This window comes from Streptomyces sp. NBC_01635 (assembly GCF_045209715.1).
Lineage (GTDB): Bacteria > Actinomycetota > Actinomycetes > Streptomycetales > Streptomycetaceae > Streptomyces > Streptomyces hirsutus.
On the sequence record NZ_CP109277.1, the window covers coordinates 585,143 to 604,138 of the forward strand.

Sequence of the window (18,996 nt, forward strand, 5' to 3'; positions counted from 1 at the left end):
GACGTCGTCATGCGAGGAGCGCCCGGCAAGGCGGCCGGTCCTCTCCCGGCTGATGCCGCCTGCGAACGTCGAGGTCAGGGGTGGCGCTCGCGCGGCCTGGCCACAGCGGCACAGCAGCGATCCGAGCCGGACGACCGAGTCTCGTTTGGCGGCCCGGGCGATGACTCTGTCAAGGGTGTGGTGGGCGAAGCGGTGTCGTACGGAGGGCCGCTGCGGCTCATCGCTGCGGGCCCGGCCCGGTGCCGGCCGGTCGGCGACGTTTGCCGTGCCAGTCCAGTATCAGGACCGTGGCGTCGTCCTTGAGGTTGCCATGGCAGGCATCAAGCACCGCGGCGGTCAGGCTCCGGACGGCTTCTCTTGGATGCAGCGCGCGGGTGGCGTGAACGACCGAGGCCAGGTCGACGGCTGCGGCACCGCGCTCCTGCATTCCGTCGGTGAGCAGGATCAGGCGGTCCCCGGGCCGCAGGTGCAGTTCCTGTAGGCGGTAGGAAGTGGGTGCCACCACACCGAATGGCAGATTGACGGCGAGTCTGACCTCCTCGACGGTGCCGTCGCGCAGCCGCAGTGGCCAGGGATGGCCGGCGTTGACCAGTTCGCAGAGACCTGTTTCGAGATCCACGCACAGCAGCTGTCCGGTGGCCAGGCCGCGGTTGTGGCTCAGCAGGGCCTGGTGGGCGTGGTGGGCCTGCTTAAGGGCGTCACAGCCGTTGCGGCGTGCCCGCCGCAGTGCGCCGACCAACAGGGTGGCCAGCAGGGCGGAGTTCGTGTCATGGCCCATGGCGTCGGTGATGGACAGGTGCAGGGTGTCGCTGTCGAGCGTGTAGTCGTAGGTGTCGCCACCGATGTCGTCGGCAGGGATCAGCCCGGCGGCAAGGGTGAACTGGGCCGCCTCGCAGCAGGGGGCCGAGGGAAGCAGTTGATGCTGGATCTCCGCGGCCAGGCTGGTCTCGGTGGTACGCCGGCCCAGGTGGTACAGATCGGTGAAGCGGCGGTCCGTGACGATGATGTAGGCCAGTGCGTGGGCCGCCTCGCGCACTTGTCGGAGCACGATGTCGTCGGCGGACTGCAGGGTCACCTCCAGGACGCCGATGCAGTCGCCGCGGTTGGTGACCGGCGTGATGACGCGTCGTCCGCCCTGGCCGTCCGGTTCCACATGCTGGCGCTGGCTCTGCAGAACGCTGTCGTAGACGCTGCCCTGTAGGCCGATCGGCTCAGCATGGCCCGCGGCATCACCGCCGACTGCGGCGAGCCGTACCAGCCGCTGACCGATGAGGTCGACGAATAGAAAGGACACATGTTCCGCACCGAATCGCTTTTGCAGGTCGTGTGCCACCACGTCCACGGACTCACCGGGCGGCGCCGCCTCCGCGGCGGCCAGCAACTCGCCCAGTTCCAGATCTCCGCCCTCCACGGCAACCTCCCATCGACTGCCACAACTTTTTCCCCAAGTTTCCGCAACATCACCCGATGCACCCGCTTTCCCTGGTCAGGGCGGTGAGCCAGGTCGGTGCGGGTAGGCCCCGAGTCCGTCGGGTGGCGTCCGCGGGCGACCGGGCGGCAGTGCGTCGAAGGTCGGGGGGCGGGGTCAGGGGTCAGGGGATACGGAGGAGGCAGCATGTCGACGCACGGTGAGCGGTCCGGAGCGGGCCGGTGCCGCTCGGGGGCGCGGTGGTTGCCGGACCGCCGCCGCCTTCACCTGCCTCAGTCGGCCACGAACTCCGGCTCCCACGGTCGCGGCCCCACACCGTGCTCCCAGCGCAGGAGTTCTTGACCGTCCATGCACACGATGCCGCACTGCTCGGCGTACTCGACCGCGGGAGCGGTGAAGTCGCTGCTGGTGACCACTACGGCGACATCGGCCTCGTGAACGGTGAAACACGTGCCGCCGAACCGCTGCATGTCCTGGGAACCGACTCGGTTGGCGTCGCAGTACCGCTTGCACTGGATGACGACCAGGCGCCCGTCCGGCGTCCTCGCCACGACATCGGCGCCCAGGTCGCCGGCCCCGCCCACGACCTCCACGTCGAGGCAGCCGTCGCGTCGGCACAGCTCGGCTATCGCCTGCTCGAACTCGGCGGGGTCCAGCGCCTCGTAGCCGATCTCTCCGGTGTCCGCGGGCACCTCGTTCACGGGCTCACGGAGGGGGACGGTCCGTTCCCCGTCGAGGCGACTGCCACAGGGATCGGTCCGTGCTGCTGCGGGGCCGGCGGCAGGAGTCGGTGGAGCGGTGTCGAGGGCTTCGACTGCCGTCTCCGTAGCCTCGTCCAGGGCTTCCGCGGCGTGGCGCGCGAGCCTCGCCGCCGATATCCGGCGCCCTCTACGGCAGCCGGCCACGACACCGCCGGCGCCCACGAGGACGAGTGCGACGGCCCAGGCAGGATGGCGTTCGGCGGCGGCCGTCGCGGTACGGAGGGTCGTGCCCACCAGTATCAGGATGACGGCGAGAAGGACGAAGTACAGGGCCGTCGACCGGAGTTCGAACCGACGGGAGCGGCGCCCGGTACGCGAAACATGTGCGGGTGCGGCCATGGTGATGCTTCCCCTCCGAGGACGTCAACGAAGATCAAGAAGCATCTGCCCAGGTACGGGAGGTTCTACCGAGCCGGTGCGATCATCCGTGCCGCCGTGCTTCCCCACCGTCGACGAGGCCCGTGCCGCTGTGTCGACTGCCTCACCGCATGAAGAACCGCTGCCACTTCAACGGCTCCCGCGTGCGCTCGCCGAAGGTCGAGGACGTATGCGCCGCGAGGGTCGCGGGATCCGACCGACCTCACCGCCCAGAGAGCCAGCCTGCCCAGCCGCCACGGCAGCAGCGTTGACCGTCGAAGTACTGGCGTCCTGAGTCTTGAATGTCCGTGGGGTTGCTCCCTGGCACGTCCCGGGACGAGCAGGTCGCCGATCCGTTCGCCCGGACCCTGGAGACGAAGCCGGAGAACGCCACCCATCAGTCGCCCGGCGGGCCTTGCACCTGTATCTCCCCGCAAAAAGCGGGACGTCTTTCCCCGGAGGACCGACACACAGGCGACGGCACCGTCGAAACGGCCCGCATCTTCAAGATCAGATTTGAGCGCGGGCCCGCCGGAGCACACACCAGGACCGATACCCACGCACTCACCCGGCCGGTCGGCCAGCCGGCCGGGCCCTGGCGGCACGGAGATCACCACCGTCGCCGACAGAGCGAGCGCCCTTCACCGAGTCCGCATGTGCGGCCGCCTCACCCGATGGAGACGGCCTGTCGGCGTTTCACGGTCTTCACAGGTGGAAAGGGGTGGCGGAGCGAGCCCGCTCCCACATGCCGGGCAGCTGTTCCTCGGGACGCTGCTGCTCACCGTGCAGGGCGTTGAGGATCACCAGGCATCCGGTCAGGGCCGGCACGGCCCACTGCGCGTAGGCCAGCTGCCGCCGGGCCTTGTCGACGTCGATGGGATGCTGCTCCGCCTTCTCGATGTCCTGCGGGTCCGACGAGGAGGCCAACTCGACCTTCTTGCCCAGGATGCGGGCGTAAGCGGTGGCGGCCAGGGCCCCGGCGGTGACGACGGTCTTGGCCGCTGTGGAGGAGGCCACACCCTTCTGCATGGCGACGCGGTGGGTGTTCACCGCGAGCAGCCCACCGCCACCGAACAGGTGCGCGCCGATCGCGGCGGCGTTGACCGGCGCCCACTTCGCCCAGCCTGATGAAGCGATCCGTGCCGTGGCCTGGTCCGTTGCGCCTTCCTCCTTGGCCGCGCCGTTCAGACCGACCGCGCCCATGAGTGAGCCGCCGAACCAGGCTGCCAGGCCCAGATCGTGCAGGCTGCGGATCCAAGTGTTGCGTTCGGACACGAGAGTGCTCCTTCGAAAGGCGGTGAGCCGACAGGAACATCGAGCCCTCCTCCACCCTCACCGGGCCTTGTTCTCGCCGCCATCACTACTGACCCGAGCGGGTGACTCCCCTTGCGTATGGCAGCTCATCAGGCGGAGCCGTCTCCAGGCGCAGACCCAGACGGTCTCTCCGCTGCCGCAGGGGCGAACACCCCGGGCGAAGACAGTGAACTTTTTCCAACCTGTTCGGTGAACCGCCCAGTCGGGGTGAAGGGCAGGCGAACCCCCTGGTAGACGGATTTTCGGCCAAGAGAACCTTCTCTGCCAGAGGCTTCACATGTTTGCCTGCCCTTCTCCGAGATCTCGGCGCACGGTGGCGCCGCCTGAGCCCGGGCCGGCCGGAGGCGGGCCACACGTACGTCCGGCTCGCAGCCGGGTCCGGCGTCGGAACCACGGCCGTCCACCACTACGTCACCGAGGCCGTCGTGCTTCTCGCCGACCTCGCACCCACCTGGGGACGATCGAGCATTTCCAGGGGGTAGGTGCCCATCCCCGTGCCGTGGAGGGTGCCGCTCGCCGTCGGATTCGTGGCGGTGTGGTTCGGGGTTACGTGTCGTTCGGTTCCAGCTGCCGAATGCGCACGTCGAGTTCGCGCTGGTAGAAGTCGATGAAGCCGTCGGGGTCGGGGCCGGCGTTCTGCATGACCAGCCTGTCGAAGCCCGCGTCGACGAACTTCTGCGCCACCTCGACATACCGGGCGGGGTCTGTGCCGCAGGCGAACTTCTCCAGAATGTCGTTCTCGCGCACGGTCGTGGTCGCGGCGTCGAAGTTGACCGGGTTGGGCAGCTCGCTCATGACCTTCCATCCGGTCAGTGCCCATCGAGACGTTTCCAGGGCCGCCTGCGCCGCGGTGTGCTCGTCGCTCGCCCAAGCCATCGGGACCTCCGCATATCCCGGCCCGGTGCCGCCTGCGTCACGGTACTGCCGGACGATCTCCGGCTTGTCCTCGGTCGCGAACAGGCCGTCGCCCAGTTCCGCGGCGATGCGTGTGGACGCCTGGCCGCTGGCGGCCACCGCGATCAGGGGAAGTTCTTCCGGAAGGTCGAAAACCCGGGCGTCCTCCAGCCGCAGGTGTTTCCCTTCGTAGGAACGGTACCCCCCGCTCCACAGCAATCGGATGATCTCCAGGGCTTCCTTGAGCATTTCGTGTCGTGTGCGCACCGCGTCCGGGAAGCCACGGCCTACGACGTGCTCGTTGAGCCGCTCACCCGAGCCGACGCCGAGGACGAAACGGCCCTCTGACAACAGGGCGAGGGTCGCGGCCGCCTGAGCAATGATCGCCGGGTGGTAGCGCACGGTAGGACACGTCACGCCGGTCGCCAACTCGATCCGTGAGGTCTTGGCCGCGATGCTCCCCAGTACCGTCCAGGCGAACGGTGAATGACCCTGATTGTCGAGCCAGGGGTGGTAGTGGTCGCTGATCTCGACGAAGTCGAACCCGGCCTGCTCCGCGAGAACCGCTTGCCTCACCAGTTCCGCCGGGCCGAACGCCTCTGCGGCCAGCTTGTAACCCACCTTCACGTGTTCCTCTTTCCTCATGTGCCATGGGTATTTCGTCCGCTCAGAGGTACCCGTCGGCGTCGCCGCGTAACGAGTACCTGCCAACTACTGGGACCGGAAACGGCCGGTGCGCCGAGGCCCTGATCGTGGCCTCGTCCTCCCTCTCGGTCAGGTGTGGACGTACCGACACCACCTGCCCCGGTACAGGACCGGACTGCCGGGACGGCGGATCAGGGCATGCTCGAGCACACCACTCGACTGGGCTCGTGGGGAGGGGCTTGCGCTCGCGGCGAGCCTCCGTGGGGCCGCCTCGGGGCTGAGGGCAAACTTCCTGGGGTCACCCGACCCTGTGGACGAAACACCAAGCCGGTAAGCGGCGACGACGTCGCCCTGCTCGCCTTGCGGCTGTGCCCTGCCGACGCGGGCGCTCACGACGACGGCCGATCGACCCCGCAGTCCCGTACAGCTCCGCCGCCGGTCTCGCCCCGGCTCCGGTGCCGCCCCTTGCGGTCATGGCCCGTGGCCAGGCGTGGCGGGGCGGGGCGGGGCGGGGCGGATCGACTGGAACACAACGGCCTGGCATGACACCGCGGCCATGGCCTACCTGCTCGTCCGGTACCCGGCCCTGACCGCCGTAATGTTCGCGGCCGCGGCCCTGGCACTGGTCGCGGGTCGGCGGAGCAGGTACGTCACACTGCTCACCGTCTGGGACCCGGCCCCGTTCCTGCTCACCCTGCTGACGGTTCCCTGACCGCATCTCTTTCTCGACCGCTGTCTGCCTGTTCACCCTTGCGCCCTGGATCCTCCTGGCGGCCGTCGGCATCCATGGAGCGGCCGCCAGGCTCCGGGGGGGGTCGGCCGCTCGCCGCCCGGTAGTCCGTAGTCGCGCCGACCGCCGTTCTCGTCCTGCTCACGCCGTCCGGCCGGGAACGCACCACGCTCCATACACCACGTGAGCCCGGCTACGGCTCCGCCGCTCACGCGAGGGCCGGGGGCCGGGGGGCGCCCTCGGCCCCGTATCGGAACGACGGGTCATCCGCTCAGAACTACTCGTCGTGGTCGATCCGCACCACGTACTTGCCCCGCACCCCTCCGGCTTCCAAGGCCCGGTGCGCCGCCGCCGTCTCCTCCAGCGGGAAAACGGTGTCCACCATGGGGCGCAGCACCCCGTCCGCCACGTGGCGGGCAAGGTCGTCGAAGAGTGCGCGCCGGGGCTTGCCGCTGAAGAACCGCACCCTGCCCCGCCCGTGCACGGCGCTGGCCGCGATGTACGCCAGCGAAGCGACGGGCCGCGCCGGGTCGAAGGAGATCGTCACCATGCGGCCGCCCTCCTTCAGCAGACTTCGGTAGGTCCGCAGCTCCGTGCCCACGGTGTCCACCACCACGTCGAAACGGCCCAGTTCCGCCGGCGGGACGACCCGGTGGTCGACGGCGTGCTGCGCGCCGAGTCCGCGGACGAAGTCAAGGTTCGCGGCCCGCGCCAGACCGGTGACTTCCGCACCCCGTGCCCGTCCGAGCTGCACCGCCACGTAACCGACGCCGCCCGCGGCGCCCCGTACCAGGAGCCGCTCGCCGGGGCGCAACGAGGCCTTGTCACGGAGAGCGGTGACGGCCGTCATGCCGACCGGGAGCGCGGCGGCCTCCACCAGGTCCAGCCCGTCCGGTACCCGCCCCAGCCAGTCGGTCCGGACCGTCACGAATTCGGCTGCGCTACTCAAGGGCGACGAGCCTCCCCGTACGCCCCACACCCGGTCGCCGATCGCCGGGCCGGTCGTGCCGGAGCCCAGCGCGGCGACCTCGCCGGTGAAATCGAGCCCGACACGCTGCGGGAACTTCCGGCCGGTGACGAAGCGGACCCGGCCGGACCGGGCCATCAGTTCACCGCCGTTCACGCTGAAGGCACGTACCCGCACCAGCACCTCGCCGGGTGCCGGCTCGGGTCGTGGCACGCGGCTCACGTACAGCACCTCGGGACCGCCGAAGCGGTCGAACAGTACGGCTTTCATCGTCCGGTCCATCGTCGTCACCTTTGCCATGGCCGTGCGGGGGGGGGAGGGGGAGATATGCCACCGAGCGTAGGCTTCGAACCGGACGGCAGCGTCCACTTCCGGCGGAGGTGAGAGACAGTGGCGGCGAGATCCTCTCGGATACCGGCCTCGGGAACTGGGCAGGCCGCGGGGCGGACGTCGGGGCCCGTGCGCGGTGAGCTCCGTGAAACCGACCCGGAGGCGGACGGGCCTCCGGACACGGACGTCCGTCCCGGGGCGGAGGAGGGTCTGCGGGCGAAGGACGGCCTGCGGGCCGATGCGCGGCGCAATCGTCAGCGCATCCTCAGGGCCGCCCGCGAGGTGTTCGCCGAGCACGGGATCGACGCACCGATGGCCGGCGTGGCCAGGCGGGCAGGGGTCGGCGTGGCGACGCTGTACCGGCGTTTCCCCACTCGTGACGACCTGGTGAGGGCCGCCTTCGCGCATCAGATGCACGCCTGTGCCCGGGTGCTGCACGAGGCCGTGGCCGACCCCGACCCGTGGCGTGGCTTTCAGCGGCTGGTCGAGACGGTGTGTGAGCTCCAAAGCGCGGAACGGGGGTTCCCGGAAGCGTTCGTCGCGGCATTCCCCGACTCGGCCCGCGAGCACGCGAAGATGCGCGAAAAGGCCTCGCAGGAATTGATCCGCCTGATCCGCAGGGCACAGGCCGCTGGAGCCCTGCGACCCGATTTCCATCCCTCCGACCTCGCCGTCGTCCTGTTGGCCCACAGCGGCCTGGTCACCGCGTTGCCCGGCGACCGCGCGGCATCACGACGTCTGGTGGCCTATCTCCTGGAGGCGTTCCGCGCCGAGCCGGCCCGTGGCACGTTGCCTGATCCGAGCTCGCTGCCCCTTGACGGTCTGCCGCTCGTCGCAGGACCGCGTCCCTCACCCGCGTGAGTCCTGCCTCCGGGGTGGATCGGTGCCGGGCCCGACGAACCCGGGCGATGACGCATCGGTGGCCCGCTGCCGTCTCGTCGACCGAATGCCGGCCCGCCTCCCGTACGCCAAGGCGGCCGGCATCCAGCCCCGCACCCTGGAGATCTGGGACCGGATCGCCTGGCGCGCACCGTCATGGAGGCCGCCGCTCCCCTGCGCGGCCGTCCGGGACACGTACTGCTCCTGTACGCGACCGACGTCACCGACCTGGTCTCGGTCGTCGAAGCGAGCGGGGCCGCGGGGGCGCCGCTGACGACGGACGACAGCCCGGGTTCTCCCGGCCACCGCGGTTCCGAGGGCGACCCGGAGATCGCGGCCGTGCTCTCCCGCGAAGCCGCACCGACCGCTGCCGCCGGTCCGGTGATTCCGGCATACCACGACTCCGCCGGCGAGTTCGCCCGCCTCTGCCGTCCCAACGACGCGACCGGTTTCGTCGTCCGCCCGGACGGACAGCTCGGTGCCCGCTTCCCCCTCGCCGGCACGACGGCGGCCCTGGCCGGCTACCTCGCCGCTCTGTCCGTACCGGCCTGAGCCCTGTGGCCGCGATCCGTCGGCCCTGGTCCGGGCCGTCCGGGCCGTCCGGCCCGCAGTCGGCGAAGCGCGGCAGGTGGGTGCGGGCGGCGGCGAGTGGTGCGTGAGGTCCTGCCCCACCGGTTCCGGCCCGCCGTCGAGCGCGGCCTCTGCCCTCGTATCGGCCAGCGGGTCGTCTCCTGGCTCCGGGACACCGGCGGGCTCCCTCGATGATGTCATCCCGTCGCTCGCACGCTTGCTCTCCGCGGTTCACGGGCAGCACCGGGCCGTGCGTGCCCGTAGCCGCCCGCCGCACACCGCTTCGCGGTGTCAACGCGTGGGCGGCGGGCGCAGGGCGAGGACAGCTAGGTCGTCGTGCCCGTCGCTCGGGTGCCGGTCGGCCAGGACCCGGCAGAGCGCGTCGAGCGGCAGCCCGCTGTGGGCCGAGGCGATGACGGCGAGCTCGCCCAGGCATTCGTCCAGGGACCGCTGAGGATGTTCGACCAGGCCATCGGTGAACATCAGGACCGTGTCACCGGCCAGCAGCCGATGGATATGGTCGGGGCGCGGCAGCGCATCGTCCACACCGAGGGGCAGACCCGGTTCGGCATCCAGGTAGCGGGTGCGCCCCTCGGCAGTGACGACCAGGGGCGGGAGGTGACCGGCGGTCGACCAGTACAGGCGCCAGCCGTTCCCCTCGGCTTCGATGCGGGCGAGGCAGGCGGTGGTGACCGGGGCTTCGGTGATGGCGTGCAGGGTGTGGTCGAGGCGGTCCAGGACCAGACTGGGCGGGGTGCGGCGGTCGTAGAGCAGAGCGCGCAGCATGTTGCGGATCTGTGCCATGGCCGCGGCGGCGGCCAGGTCGTGGCCGAGCACGTCGCCGATGATGGCCGCGCAGCTGCCGTCCGGGAGCTGCAGCGCGTCGTACCAGTCGCCTCCCAGATGGTGGCCGGGGGCGGTGGCGGGCCGGTAGACGGCGGCCGCGGCGAAGGGCTCGAGGTCGGGCAGCGTCGGCAGCAGCATCCGTTGGAAGTGCTCCGCGGAAGCGCGGGTCTGATCGAAGAGACGGGCGTTCTCGATGGCGATGCCTGCCGCACCGGCCAACGCCGTCACCACGTCCTCGTCCTGGTCGTCGAACGGCCTGCCGTCACGCCGGTCGCACAGGTAGAGGTTGCCGTAGATCCGGCCGCGCACGCTGATCGCCACCCCGAGCAGGGTACGCATCGGTGGGTGCCCCGCGGGAAAGCCGACGGAGTCCGGGTGGCGCGGCAGGTCCTTCACGCGCAGCGGCTCGGGGTGGTGGATCAGATGCCCCAGCAGGCCCCGGCCGTGCGGGAATTCGGATCCGGCCAGGTCCTCGTACTCCTCGGTGCTCAGGCCGAGAGAGATGAACTCCTCCAGGACCGTGCCGTCGTCGTTCAGCACGCCGAGAGCCCCGTAGCGGGCGTCGACGAGTTCCATCGCGGTACTCACGATCCGCCGCAGTACCACGGGCAGATCGAGTTCCCGGCTGATGGAGAGGACCGCGCTCAGCAGGTTCCGCATGCGCTGCTGCGCCCTGGCCAGGTGATCCCTCTGCTCGGTGACGCGGTCCAGGTGCTTCTCCTCGCCGAGGCGCGGAGACTCCGGGCGCCGCCGGCCGTCGTCCCGGGCCACCGTGTTCCACCTCTCTTCGCACGCTGGTCGCGGTGCCGATGTCACGCATCCGAGAACATCGTGACCCACCCTCCCGTCTTCCGCACGCACACCGCTCTCCTCCCGGTGCGCGGTGACAGCCGCTCCGCAGGCGGGTTTCGTGGGCGCGTAGTCGTCGATCCCGTAGGGGCACCGGTGTGAGGGAGGTGGGGCCCGGTCGACGGGGCGGTGCGGGCGGACCGCGCTGGGTGGAGGGCGGACTTCGGCCCTGTTCCGGAGCGCTCGTGGGGCGGGAAACGGATGCGCGCCGCGGGTGGAGACGTGTGTCTCCGTCGGTGGCCGCCGCGGACGGGACGGCCGCGGACGGGACTCTTGGGGCACACGCCCGCGCACGCCCGGTCACGGGGCCGCGTCGTGAATCACCAGTTTGAACTCGGCGAGTGTCACCAGCCGGGGGGCGGCGTCGTTGTGCGTGACGCGCAACGCCAGGGGTGTGCCGGGCTCGACGAAGATGCCGTGGTTCTTGACGTAGTACTGGCCGCCCGGCGTCGGGGTGCGGTGTTCGGTCGCCGTGGTGTCGTTGGGGTTCGTGGTCAGGCCGAGCGGGTCCCGCACGAACTGGTCGCGCAACTCGGTGTAGCCACCGGAGGAACCGGCCGCCTCCCACTGGATCATGGCGTACAGATGGCCCCAGCCGGCCTTGGACGGCCAGATCAGCCCGCTGCGGTCGTCCGTCGCCCAGTTGCTCACCACGTACCCGTCGGGCTGAACGGCCTGGTGCATGGCGAACCGGTCGGTCGGCTCCGCCGCACCGAACGGAAACCTCATTATTCGGTACGTGCTGCCGGGTTGAATCAGCTGGTGCGTGTCGGTCTTGAGGGAGCACACCTGTACCCCTGGAGCGGGAGTCGCGTCAGCAGACATACAGCGATGCTGCCCGACATCGGACCGGCCGATGTCGGGGCCGGTCGATCCGGTGGACGGCGCTCGACGCACGGCGCAGGACGAAGTGTGCTCGTGCGCCGCCCCGTGCCCCGTCGGGCTACAACCATTGGCCCGCGGTGCGAGTCCTGTCGTTGCCGAGTCCTTCGGGAGCGCGGCCACCTACCCGCCCACAGTCAGGGGTTCGCCTTGTCCTCCCGTGCATTCCACCTGTCCGCCGTTACGGCGGTCGCGGTCGTCGTCACCGTCACGGGGGCGGCACCCGCGGTGTCCCATGCCGCCCCTCCCTCGTCCGGTTCCCTCGCCTCCGGCACCACGGCGGTGTCCCGTGCCGACTTCGACGCCGACGGTTACCCCGACGTGGCCGTCGCCGCTCCGGGAGGCACCATCAACGGCAGGGCGGAGGCCGGGTACATCGCCGTGGTCTACGGAATGGCCGAAGGGCCGAACGGTGTCAAGCATCAGCTGATCAGCCAGAACCGCTATGGCATACCGGGCACGGCGGAGACGGGCGACCGCTTCGGCAGTCATCTCACGGCAGCCGACCTGGACGGCGACGGTTTCACCGACCTGGTGGTCGGAGCCCCCGGCGAGGACGTCGACGGTGCGCGTGACGTCGGGCGGCACACCGTGCTGTGGGGAAGCATGGGCGGGCTCGCCACCGCCACCGCCCTCGGCCGGGGGACGTCGCCGACCCGCGCGGGCGACTTCGACGGAGACGGGCACCCCGACCTGGCCACGGCCCATCACGTCCGCTACGGGCCCTTCAGCCGTACGGGTGAAGCAGCCCGCACCGGCCCGCTCGTCGTCCCCGGCATCCGCGTGGATGCGATGGAAGCGGGCGATGTGGACGGCGACGGCATGACCGACCTGGTCGTCAGCAGTGGCTCCCCGGCCCGGGACGGCCTGACCGTCCCGCTGCAGCGTCTGCGGCTGCTCAGAGGCACGGAGAGGGGTCTGGTGGCAGGACCGTCGATCGCCCCCGCGGACACCGTGTCCGCGGACAGCATCGCGCTGGGCGACGTCGACGGTGACGGTCGGCAGGACGTGGTCTTCGGACGCAGCACGGCGGGCGGCGGCCTGCTGGGTGTGGTGCGGGGCACGGCGGACGGTCTCGAGGCGAGGGCCACGCTCGTCGGCCAGGACTCCCCCGGTGTCCCGGGTACCGACGAGAGCGGTGACCGCTTCGGCACCGACGTGGCGGTCGGTGACGTCACCGGAGACGGCTACGCCGATGTCGTCGCCGGGGCCCCCGGCGAGGACCTGGCCGGACGGAAGGACGCCGGCAGGTTCGTCGTTCTGCGAGGGAGCCCCACCGGTGTCACCGGCGGTTCGGTGCAGGCCTTCAGCCAGAACACGGCCGGCGTGCCCGGATCGGCCGAGGACGGCGACCGCTTCGGAACAGGCACCGCCGTCGTCGGGGGGCACGTCGTCGTCTCGGCGCCGGGTGAGAACAGCAGGTCCGGTGCCGTGTGGGCCTTCGCCGGCACCACGGCGGGGATCACTGCCACCGGATCGGTGAGCTTCGGGCCGGGCACGCTCGCCGCGCCCATGGCCGGCGCTCGCCTCGGCTCGGCCTTCCATCGCTGACGTCGGTGGCGGTGGCGGTGGGACCGGGCACGTCCCCGCGGCGCAGGTGCACGAGCGTGGCCGGGAGCCGGCCGGTGCGAAGGACCGGCCGGTGCTTCGCACCGGCGCCCGCGGCCCACATCCGAGGCATGACATGAGCCCGGTCCGACGCCGCTCATGTCCCACGGGGCGGACTCGGCGACGGGTTCGGCGACCGTCCGGGCCGGCAGGTTCGTGATTCTCCGGTCGCCGCGGGTGTCCTGCCGGCGGGTCCGGTCCGTTGATCGTCGGTCCCGCCCGGACACGGCGCGTCTGGCCCTCATCAAGATCCAGCCCATCTACTCCGGCGACGTGGCCGCCGCCCTCGGCCGCACCGCGGTGGGTACGCCCGTGAACGGTGTGGTGGAGGTCGCCGGCCCCGACACGTTCCGGCTCGACGAGCTCATCCGCAAGGCGCTCGCCGACGAGGACGATCCCCGTACGGTCGTGGCGGACCCGCATGCCCCGTACTTCGGTGCCGAGTTGCAGGAGACCACGCTCCTGCCCGGTGCCGACGCGCACCTCGCAAAGACCCGCTTCGCCGACTGGACCGCGCAGCGGTGATGAGCCGTCGGAAGTGAAGCGTCGGGGTGGCCCTGCGATCAGGGCCACCCCGACGCTTTCGATACATGGATCTCAATGGAATTCAGCGGAACTCCGTCGGCCCGGCCTCGTGGTGCGCTGCGGCAGGGAGGTGGCCGCCGTCATCGGCCTCGACGTCGCCGGCCCTCACGTCGTACAGGTGTGGGTCACCCTCGACCCGGACAAAATCCGGCCCTGGAACCAACAACCCGATTCCCCCACACGCCCTTGATCCGGGGCCGTGGCCAGGACACCTCCTGCTCCTTGGTGTGGCCGAAGCCTGCCGAGTGGCGCAGGCGACGCAGCGTGCCGGTGACTTCGCGGGACACCAGTGGCTGCCCGGTGTGTCCTTGGGGTGCCGCCGATTGCGCGGCGCGATGTCACCGGGCGGTCTCGGAAGCCGGGATCGGGGTGCCCTGGGACCGGTCCCTGCGGCGTGCGCCCACTGGACGTCGGTCCGCTGCGCCGCACCCGGGAGTTGGAGTTCCCGGGTGCCTGCACCTCTCCGTCCAGCAGTCGCTGGGACCGAACCCGCGGAGAGCCGTCAAGATCCTTCCCTGCCGCGCACCGGCGGGGAAGGCGGCAGGTCGGTGCCAGGCCGAACCGGTGGTGACCGGCTCCGCTTCGTCTTCCGGTACGAGAAACAAACGCACCGGACGGGCCGGTCGAGGGCGGGTCCGGGCACCTCTCTCGTCCCCGGGCCGGCTTCCGGATTCCTCCTGTACGCACATGCCCGGTCACGTCACCGCATGCAAAATGGAGCAATGTTGCCTTCCGACGCTTCCGCCACACCTCTGCCCTGGCATGCTTTGCCCCCGACCGACGCAACGGCCCGGCTCGAGGTCGACCCCGGTGCGGGACTTTCGTCGGACGAAGCCGCCCGGCGGCTGGCGGAGCACGGGCCGAACCAGTTGGACGAGGCTCCGCGTGAGCCCCGGTGGCGGGCCTTTCTCCGGCAGTTCCAGGATCTGCTGATCATCATTCTGCTGGTGGCCGCCGTGGTCAGCCTGGTGGTCTCCCAGGAGTGGGAGACCCCGATCGCGATCGCGGTGGTGGTGCTGCTCAACGCGACGATCGGGTTCGTGCAGGAGTCCCGCGCCGAGGCGGCGCTGGACGCCCTGCGGGAGATGACGGTCACTCACGCCACGGTCCGCCGTGACGGCCGTCTGATGCAGCTGGACGCCGGCGAACTGGTCCCCGGGGACGTGGTCACCCTGGCGCCCGGCGACCGGGTGCCCGCGGACGGACGGCTGCTGACGTCGGCTTCCCTGGAGGTGCAGGAGTCCGTCCTGACGGGCGAGGCACAAGCCGTGGCCAAGGACGCGGGTGCCGAGGTCGCGGAGGACGCCCCGCTGGCAGACCGGGCGACGGCGGTGTTCATGAACACCGCCGTCACGCGCGGCCGCGGCGAGGTCACGGTCACCGCCACCGGCATGAGCACCGAGACCGGCCGCATCGCCGACATGCTGCACTCGGCCAAGCCCGGCCCGACGCCGCTGCAGCGTCAGATCGACACGCTCAGCCGCACCCTCGCCCTGATCGCCGGGCTGGTCATCGCCCTGGTGTTCGTCCTGGGCCTGGTGCGCGGGCAGGACTTCGGCGACCTGTTCATCAGTGCCGTGTCGCTGGCGGTGGCGGCCATCCCCGAGGGACTGCCCGCGGTGGTCGCGTTCACCCTCGCGATGGGCACGGGCCGGATGGCCAAGAAGGGGGCGATCGTCAAGAAGCTGGCGTCGGTCGAGACTCTCGGCAGCACCACCCAGATCTGCACGGACAAGACCGGCACGCTGACGTTGAACCAGATGACGGCGCGGGAGATGCTGCTGGCCGGCCGCCGGCTCACCTTCTCCGGCGAGGGTTACTCCTCCGAGGGGCGGATCCGCACCACCGACGGACAGCCTCTGCCGCAGACCCTGGACCACGCACTGACCGCGATGGGGCTGTGCACCGACGCCGTGATCCGCGACGGTGAGGTCGTGGGCGACCCGACGGAGGGCGCCCTGGTGGTCCTGGCCGAGAAGGGCGGCATCGACGTGACCGGGCTGCGGCAGGAACGGCCGCGGCGGCTGGAGGTCCCCTTCGACTCCGACTACAAGTTCATGGCGACCTTCCACGACTGGACGGACGACTCCGGGCGTGCGGTGGTCCGGTGCTTCGTCAAGGGCGCCCCCGACGTCCTCGCGGACCGTGCGGACCGCCTCGTGGGCGAGGAGGGGATCCTGCCGTTCGACGACGCGGCCCGCCGTCGGTTCGACGAGGGCAACGCCTCACTGGCCGAGCAGGGCATGCGGGTGATGGCGCTGGGCATGGAGGATTTCCCCGCCGACGGCTTCCAAGCCCCCCAGGATCCCAAGGACCTCCTCGACCGGATCGTGCTGACGGCCATGGTGGGCATCGTCGACCCGCCCCGCCCGGAGGCGCGCACGGCGATCGCCGAGTGCATCGACGCCGGAATCCGGGTCCGCATGATCACCGGTGACCACGCGGTGACCGCCGGCGCCATCGCCCGCGAGCTCGGTATCCCCGGAGCCGCCGTGACGGGCGCCGAGCTGGACCGTATCGACGACGAAACCGCCCTGGCCGAGCGGCTGGACGAGGTGGGCGTGGTCGCCCGGGTGTCCCCCGAGCACAAGATCCGTATCGTCCGGGCGCTGCAGGACCGCGGTGACGTGGTCGCGATGACGGGTGACGGTGTCAACGACGCGCCCGCGCTGCGCAAGGCCGACATCGGGGTGGCGATGGGTGTCACCGGGACGGAGGTGACCAAGGAGGCCGGCACGATGGTGCTGACCGACGACAACTTCGCCACCATCGTGTCCGCGGTCCGCGAAGGCCGCGGCATCTACGACAACATCGTGAAGTTCACCCGGTTCCAGGTCTCCACCGCCCTGGGTTTCGTGGCCACCTTCCTGATCGCCTCACTGACCGGGCTGGCCGGCGGGGCACCGTTCACCGCCCTGCAGATCCTGTTCGTCAACCTGGTCATGGACGGCCCGCCCGCCATGTCCCTGGGCGTCGACCCGGTCAGCCCGGACGCGATGAAGCGCAAGCCCCGCCCGGCCGGCGAACGGATCCTCAGCAGGCAGCGCCTCACCCGCATCCTGCTGGCGAGCACGGTGATGGCGGCCGGCACGCTGGCGGTGCTGATCTGGGCCCCCGGCCCCGAGCCGGAACTGGGAGAGGCGACCGTCGCGGGCACGATGGCCTTCGTGACCTTCGTGTTCTTCCAGGTCTTCAACCTGCTCAACGTGCGGCACGACACCCGCAGCGTGTTCAGCCGGGAAACACTGCAGAACACTTCCGCTTTCGTCGCCACGGGCGCCGTGATCGCCCTGCTCATCGTCATCGTCGAGACCGACGCGCTGCACGGCTTCTTCACCACCACCGACCTCACTCCCGGTCAGTGGCTGGCGTGCGCTGCCATCGGCTCGGCGATCCTGTGGACCGGCGAGGTGCTCAAGTCCGTGCTGCGTGCCCGCGCGCGCCGCACGCGCGGCACCGGCTCGCAGCAGCCGGCGTCCCGACAGACGGCGTGACGGCGACGCGCAGGACGGACCGGCCCGTGGGGAGGAGCGGGCAGGCGGACCCGGCGGGGAGGCGGGGCGGACGGACCGGGCGGACCCGCACCCGGGCCGCGTTCACGGCCGCCCGGCGTGCGCGCGGGCCGGGGTGTCCGGCAGCCGACGATCGCCGGGGCCTCGTGGACCAGTTCGTCGTCGGTGATCGCCTCCGCCCTGAGCAGCGCGAAGTCGACCCGGCGGGTGATGTCGTCGGCGAGGACCGGGTCACCGACGTGCCGGCTCCACGCCGGCGGCCCTCGGCTCTCGCCCTCCTCCAGGCCGCTCCCGCGTACCACGGTCCAGCGGGTGCGGCCGGCGAAGACGCGGCGGCACGCCTCCGCCCGGTCACGCGGGTCGGCGAAACGCGCCGGCCTCGCCAGGACGCCGAAGACCGCGACGACGGTGATCCGCTCGGCGAACCCGTCCAGCTTCGGCACGTTCTTCTCGCGGCAGACGCCCACGACCGGCGGACGCCCACGACCTCGCAGCCCCGCTCCAGCGCGTGCCTGCGCCGACGAGTTCGCCCCGGTCTCGAGCTCGTCATCGACGGTCTCGAAGGCCTGCTCGCCGGCCGTGGCCGGCCGGAGCACCCGTAACCCGCTTCGCCCTCGCGGGTTCGGACCCCCGGGCCCCGGTTCGCATTCACCCTCAAGTTAGTTTACGGTTCAACTATCTGTTGGATCTGTGCAGAGAGGGATGGTTTGCACCATGAACGTCACCGCCGCCGTAGTCCGGGGCAAGTCGATGCCGTTTGCTGTCGAGGAGCTCGAACTGGATGATCTCCGTCCGGGCGAGGTCCGGGTCCGGATGGTCGCCACCGGCGTCTGCCACACGGACGCGATCGTGAGGGACCAGGTGTATCCGACGCCGCTGCCCGCGGTCCTCGGCCATGAGGGAGCCGGGGTCGTGGAGGCGGTCGGCAGTGCGGTCACCAGCGTGGCGCCCGGGGACCACGTGGTCCTGTCGGCCGCGTCCTGCGGCGTCTGCGCACAGTGTCTGAGCGGCAAGCCGATGTACTGCGAGAACGCCTACGACCAGTGCTTCGGCGGCCGGCGCCCGGACGGCACCACTGCCCTCTCCTCGAACGGGGAGGCCGTGTCCTCCCACTTCTTCGGACAGTCCTCCTTCGCCACTTACGCCAATGTCGTGGAACGAAGCGTGGTGAAGGTTTCCCGGGACGCGCCCCTGGAGAAGCTCGGCCCGCTGGGTTGCGGCCTGCAGACCGGCGCCGGCGCGGTGCTCAACGAGCTGCGGCCCGAGGCGGGCACGTCCCTGGTGGTCTTCGGGGCCGGGGCGGTGGGTTCGGCGGCCGTCATGGCGGCCAAGGTCGCGGGCTGTACCACGGTCGTAGCGGTGGACCTGCACGACTCCCGGCTGGAGCTGGCCCGGCGGATCGGCGCCACCCATACGATCAACTCCGGCAGCACCGACGTCGTGTCCGAGCTGAAGAAGATCACCGGCGGCAAGGGGGTGGACTTCGTCGTGGACACCACCGCCGTACCGGGGCTGCTGACGCAGGCGCTGGACGCCCTCGCCATCCGCGGGACCATCGTCCTGGTCGGCGCCGCCGCGGCGGGCACGACCGTTCCCTTCGAGATAGGCGAGTCCCTGCTGAAGGGCTGGACCTTCAAGACCGTCATCGAGGGCAGCTCGGTCCCGCAGGTCTTCATCCCGCACCTCGTCGAACTGTGGCAGCAGGGCCGCTTCCCCTTCGACGAGCTCGTGAGGACCTACGAGTTCGAAGCGATCAACGAGGCCTTCGCCGACTCGGCCGACGGAACGACGATCAAGCCGGTCGTCGTCTTCTGACGGCCCTGTTCGGCCCCGCGGTC

Annotated in this window: 13 protein-coding genes and 2 pseudogenes; 8 read left to right on the forward strand and 7 right to left on the reverse strand. The window is 70.8% G+C overall.

The window, feature by feature from the left end:
• Positions 1–217: 217 nt before the first annotated feature.
• The 3 genes from OHB56_RS02985 to OHB56_RS02995 all read right to left on the reverse strand — a co-directional run bounded on the left by OHB56_RS02985 (position 218) and on the right by OHB56_RS02995 (position 3,822).
• Positions 218–1,411: a PP2C family protein-serine/threonine phosphatase gene (locus OHB56_RS02985; protein WP_406351468.1), complete on the reverse strand. Its 1,194-nt coding sequence runs from the start codon at positions 1,409–1,411 to the stop codon at positions 218–220.
• A gap of 290 nt (positions 1,412–1,701) precedes the next feature.
• Positions 1,702–2,529: a restriction endonuclease gene (locus OHB56_RS02990; protein WP_406351470.1), complete on the reverse strand. Its 828-nt coding sequence runs from the start codon at positions 2,527–2,529 to the stop codon at positions 1,702–1,704.
• A 723-nt stretch (positions 2,530–3,252) separates the two neighbouring features.
• Entirely contained in the window at positions 3,253–3,822 is a 570-nt protein-coding gene (locus OHB56_RS02995) for a hypothetical protein (protein WP_406351472.1), read from the reverse strand.
• Positions 3,823–4,088: 266 nt separating this feature from the next.
• On the opposite strand from OHB56_RS02995, the pseudogene OHB56_RS03000 reads away from it, so the two are divergent.
• Positions 4,089–4,313 (forward strand): annotated as a pseudogene (locus OHB56_RS03000) (hypothetical protein); the annotation flags it as partial.
• A gap of 94 nt (positions 4,314–4,407) precedes the next feature.
• On the opposite strand, the gene OHB56_RS03005 reads toward OHB56_RS03000, so the two are convergent.
• A complete protein-coding gene (locus tag OHB56_RS03005) occupies positions 4,408–5,382 on the reverse strand; it encodes a TIGR03557 family F420-dependent LLM class oxidoreductase (RefSeq protein WP_406358895.1) in 975 nt (324 codons plus the stop codon).
• Between the two features lie 574 nt (positions 5,383–5,956).
• On the opposite strand from OHB56_RS03005, the gene OHB56_RS03010 reads away from it, so the two are divergent.
• Positions 5,957–6,112 (forward strand): hypothetical protein, encoded by a 156-nt coding sequence (locus OHB56_RS03010; RefSeq protein ID WP_406351474.1) that lies wholly within the window; start codon positions 5,957–5,959, stop codon positions 6,110–6,112.
• A 295-nt stretch (positions 6,113–6,407) separates the two neighbouring features.
• Here OHB56_RS03010 and OHB56_RS03015 read toward each other — a convergent pair whose 3' ends face one another.
• Entirely contained in the window at positions 6,408–7,367 is a 960-nt protein-coding gene (locus OHB56_RS03015) for a zinc-binding alcohol dehydrogenase family protein (RefSeq protein WP_406351475.1), read from the reverse strand.
• A 288-nt stretch (positions 7,368–7,655) separates the two neighbouring features.
• On the opposite strand from OHB56_RS03015, the gene OHB56_RS03020 reads away from it, so the two are divergent.
• Both OHB56_RS03020 and OHB56_RS03025 read left to right on the forward strand, forming a co-directional pair.
• Positions 7,656–8,288 carry a helix-turn-helix domain-containing protein gene (locus tag OHB56_RS03020; protein WP_326757279.1) on the forward strand — a complete coding sequence of 211 codons (633 nt, stop codon included), beginning with the start codon at positions 7,656–7,658 and terminating at the stop codon, positions 8,286–8,288.
• Between the two features lie 174 nt (positions 8,289–8,462).
• On the forward strand, positions 8,463–8,858 hold the full coding sequence (locus tag OHB56_RS03025; protein WP_326757310.1) for a hypothetical protein: 396 nt from the start codon (positions 8,463–8,465) through the stop codon (positions 8,856–8,858).
• Between the two features lie 309 nt (positions 8,859–9,167).
• Here the strand turns inward: OHB56_RS03025 and OHB56_RS03030 are convergent, their stop codons facing one another.
• Positions 9,168–10,493: a PP2C family protein-serine/threonine phosphatase gene (locus OHB56_RS03030; protein WP_406351476.1), complete on the reverse strand. Its 1,326-nt coding sequence runs from the start codon at positions 10,491–10,493 to the stop codon at positions 9,168–9,170.
• A gap of 378 nt (positions 10,494–10,871) precedes the next feature.
• The gene (locus OHB56_RS03035) at positions 10,872–11,396 is read right to left on the reverse strand and encodes a hypothetical protein (RefSeq protein WP_055596820.1); all 525 of its coding nucleotides are present in this window, start codon (positions 11,394–11,396) and stop codon (positions 10,872–10,874) included.
• A 207-nt stretch (positions 11,397–11,603) separates the two neighbouring features.
• Between OHB56_RS03035 and OHB56_RS03040 the strand changes: the two genes are divergently transcribed.
• The 4 genes and pseudogenes from OHB56_RS03040 to OHB56_RS03055 all read left to right on the forward strand — a co-directional run bounded on the left by OHB56_RS03040 (position 11,604) and on the right by OHB56_RS03055 (position 18,973).
• Complete coding sequence (locus tag OHB56_RS03040) at positions 11,604–13,004, forward strand: FG-GAP-like repeat-containing protein (protein ID WP_406351477.1); 1,401 nt, start codon at positions 11,604–11,606, stop codon at positions 13,002–13,004.
• Positions 13,005–13,283: 279 nt separating this feature from the next.
• A pseudogene (locus OHB56_RS03045) lies at positions 13,284–13,586 on the forward strand (NmrA family transcriptional regulator); the annotation flags it as partial.
• An 827-nt stretch (positions 13,587–14,413) separates the two neighbouring features.
• Entirely contained in the window at positions 14,414–17,140 is a 2,727-nt protein-coding gene (locus tag OHB56_RS03050) for a cation-translocating P-type ATPase (RefSeq protein ID WP_406351478.1), read from the forward strand.
• A gap of 732 nt (positions 17,141–17,872) precedes the next feature.
• Entirely contained in the window at positions 17,873–18,973 is a 1,101-nt protein-coding gene (locus tag OHB56_RS03055; RefSeq protein ID WP_406351480.1) for an NAD(P)-dependent alcohol dehydrogenase, read from the forward strand.
• The last annotated feature ends 23 nt before the right edge of the window (positions 18,974–18,996 follow it).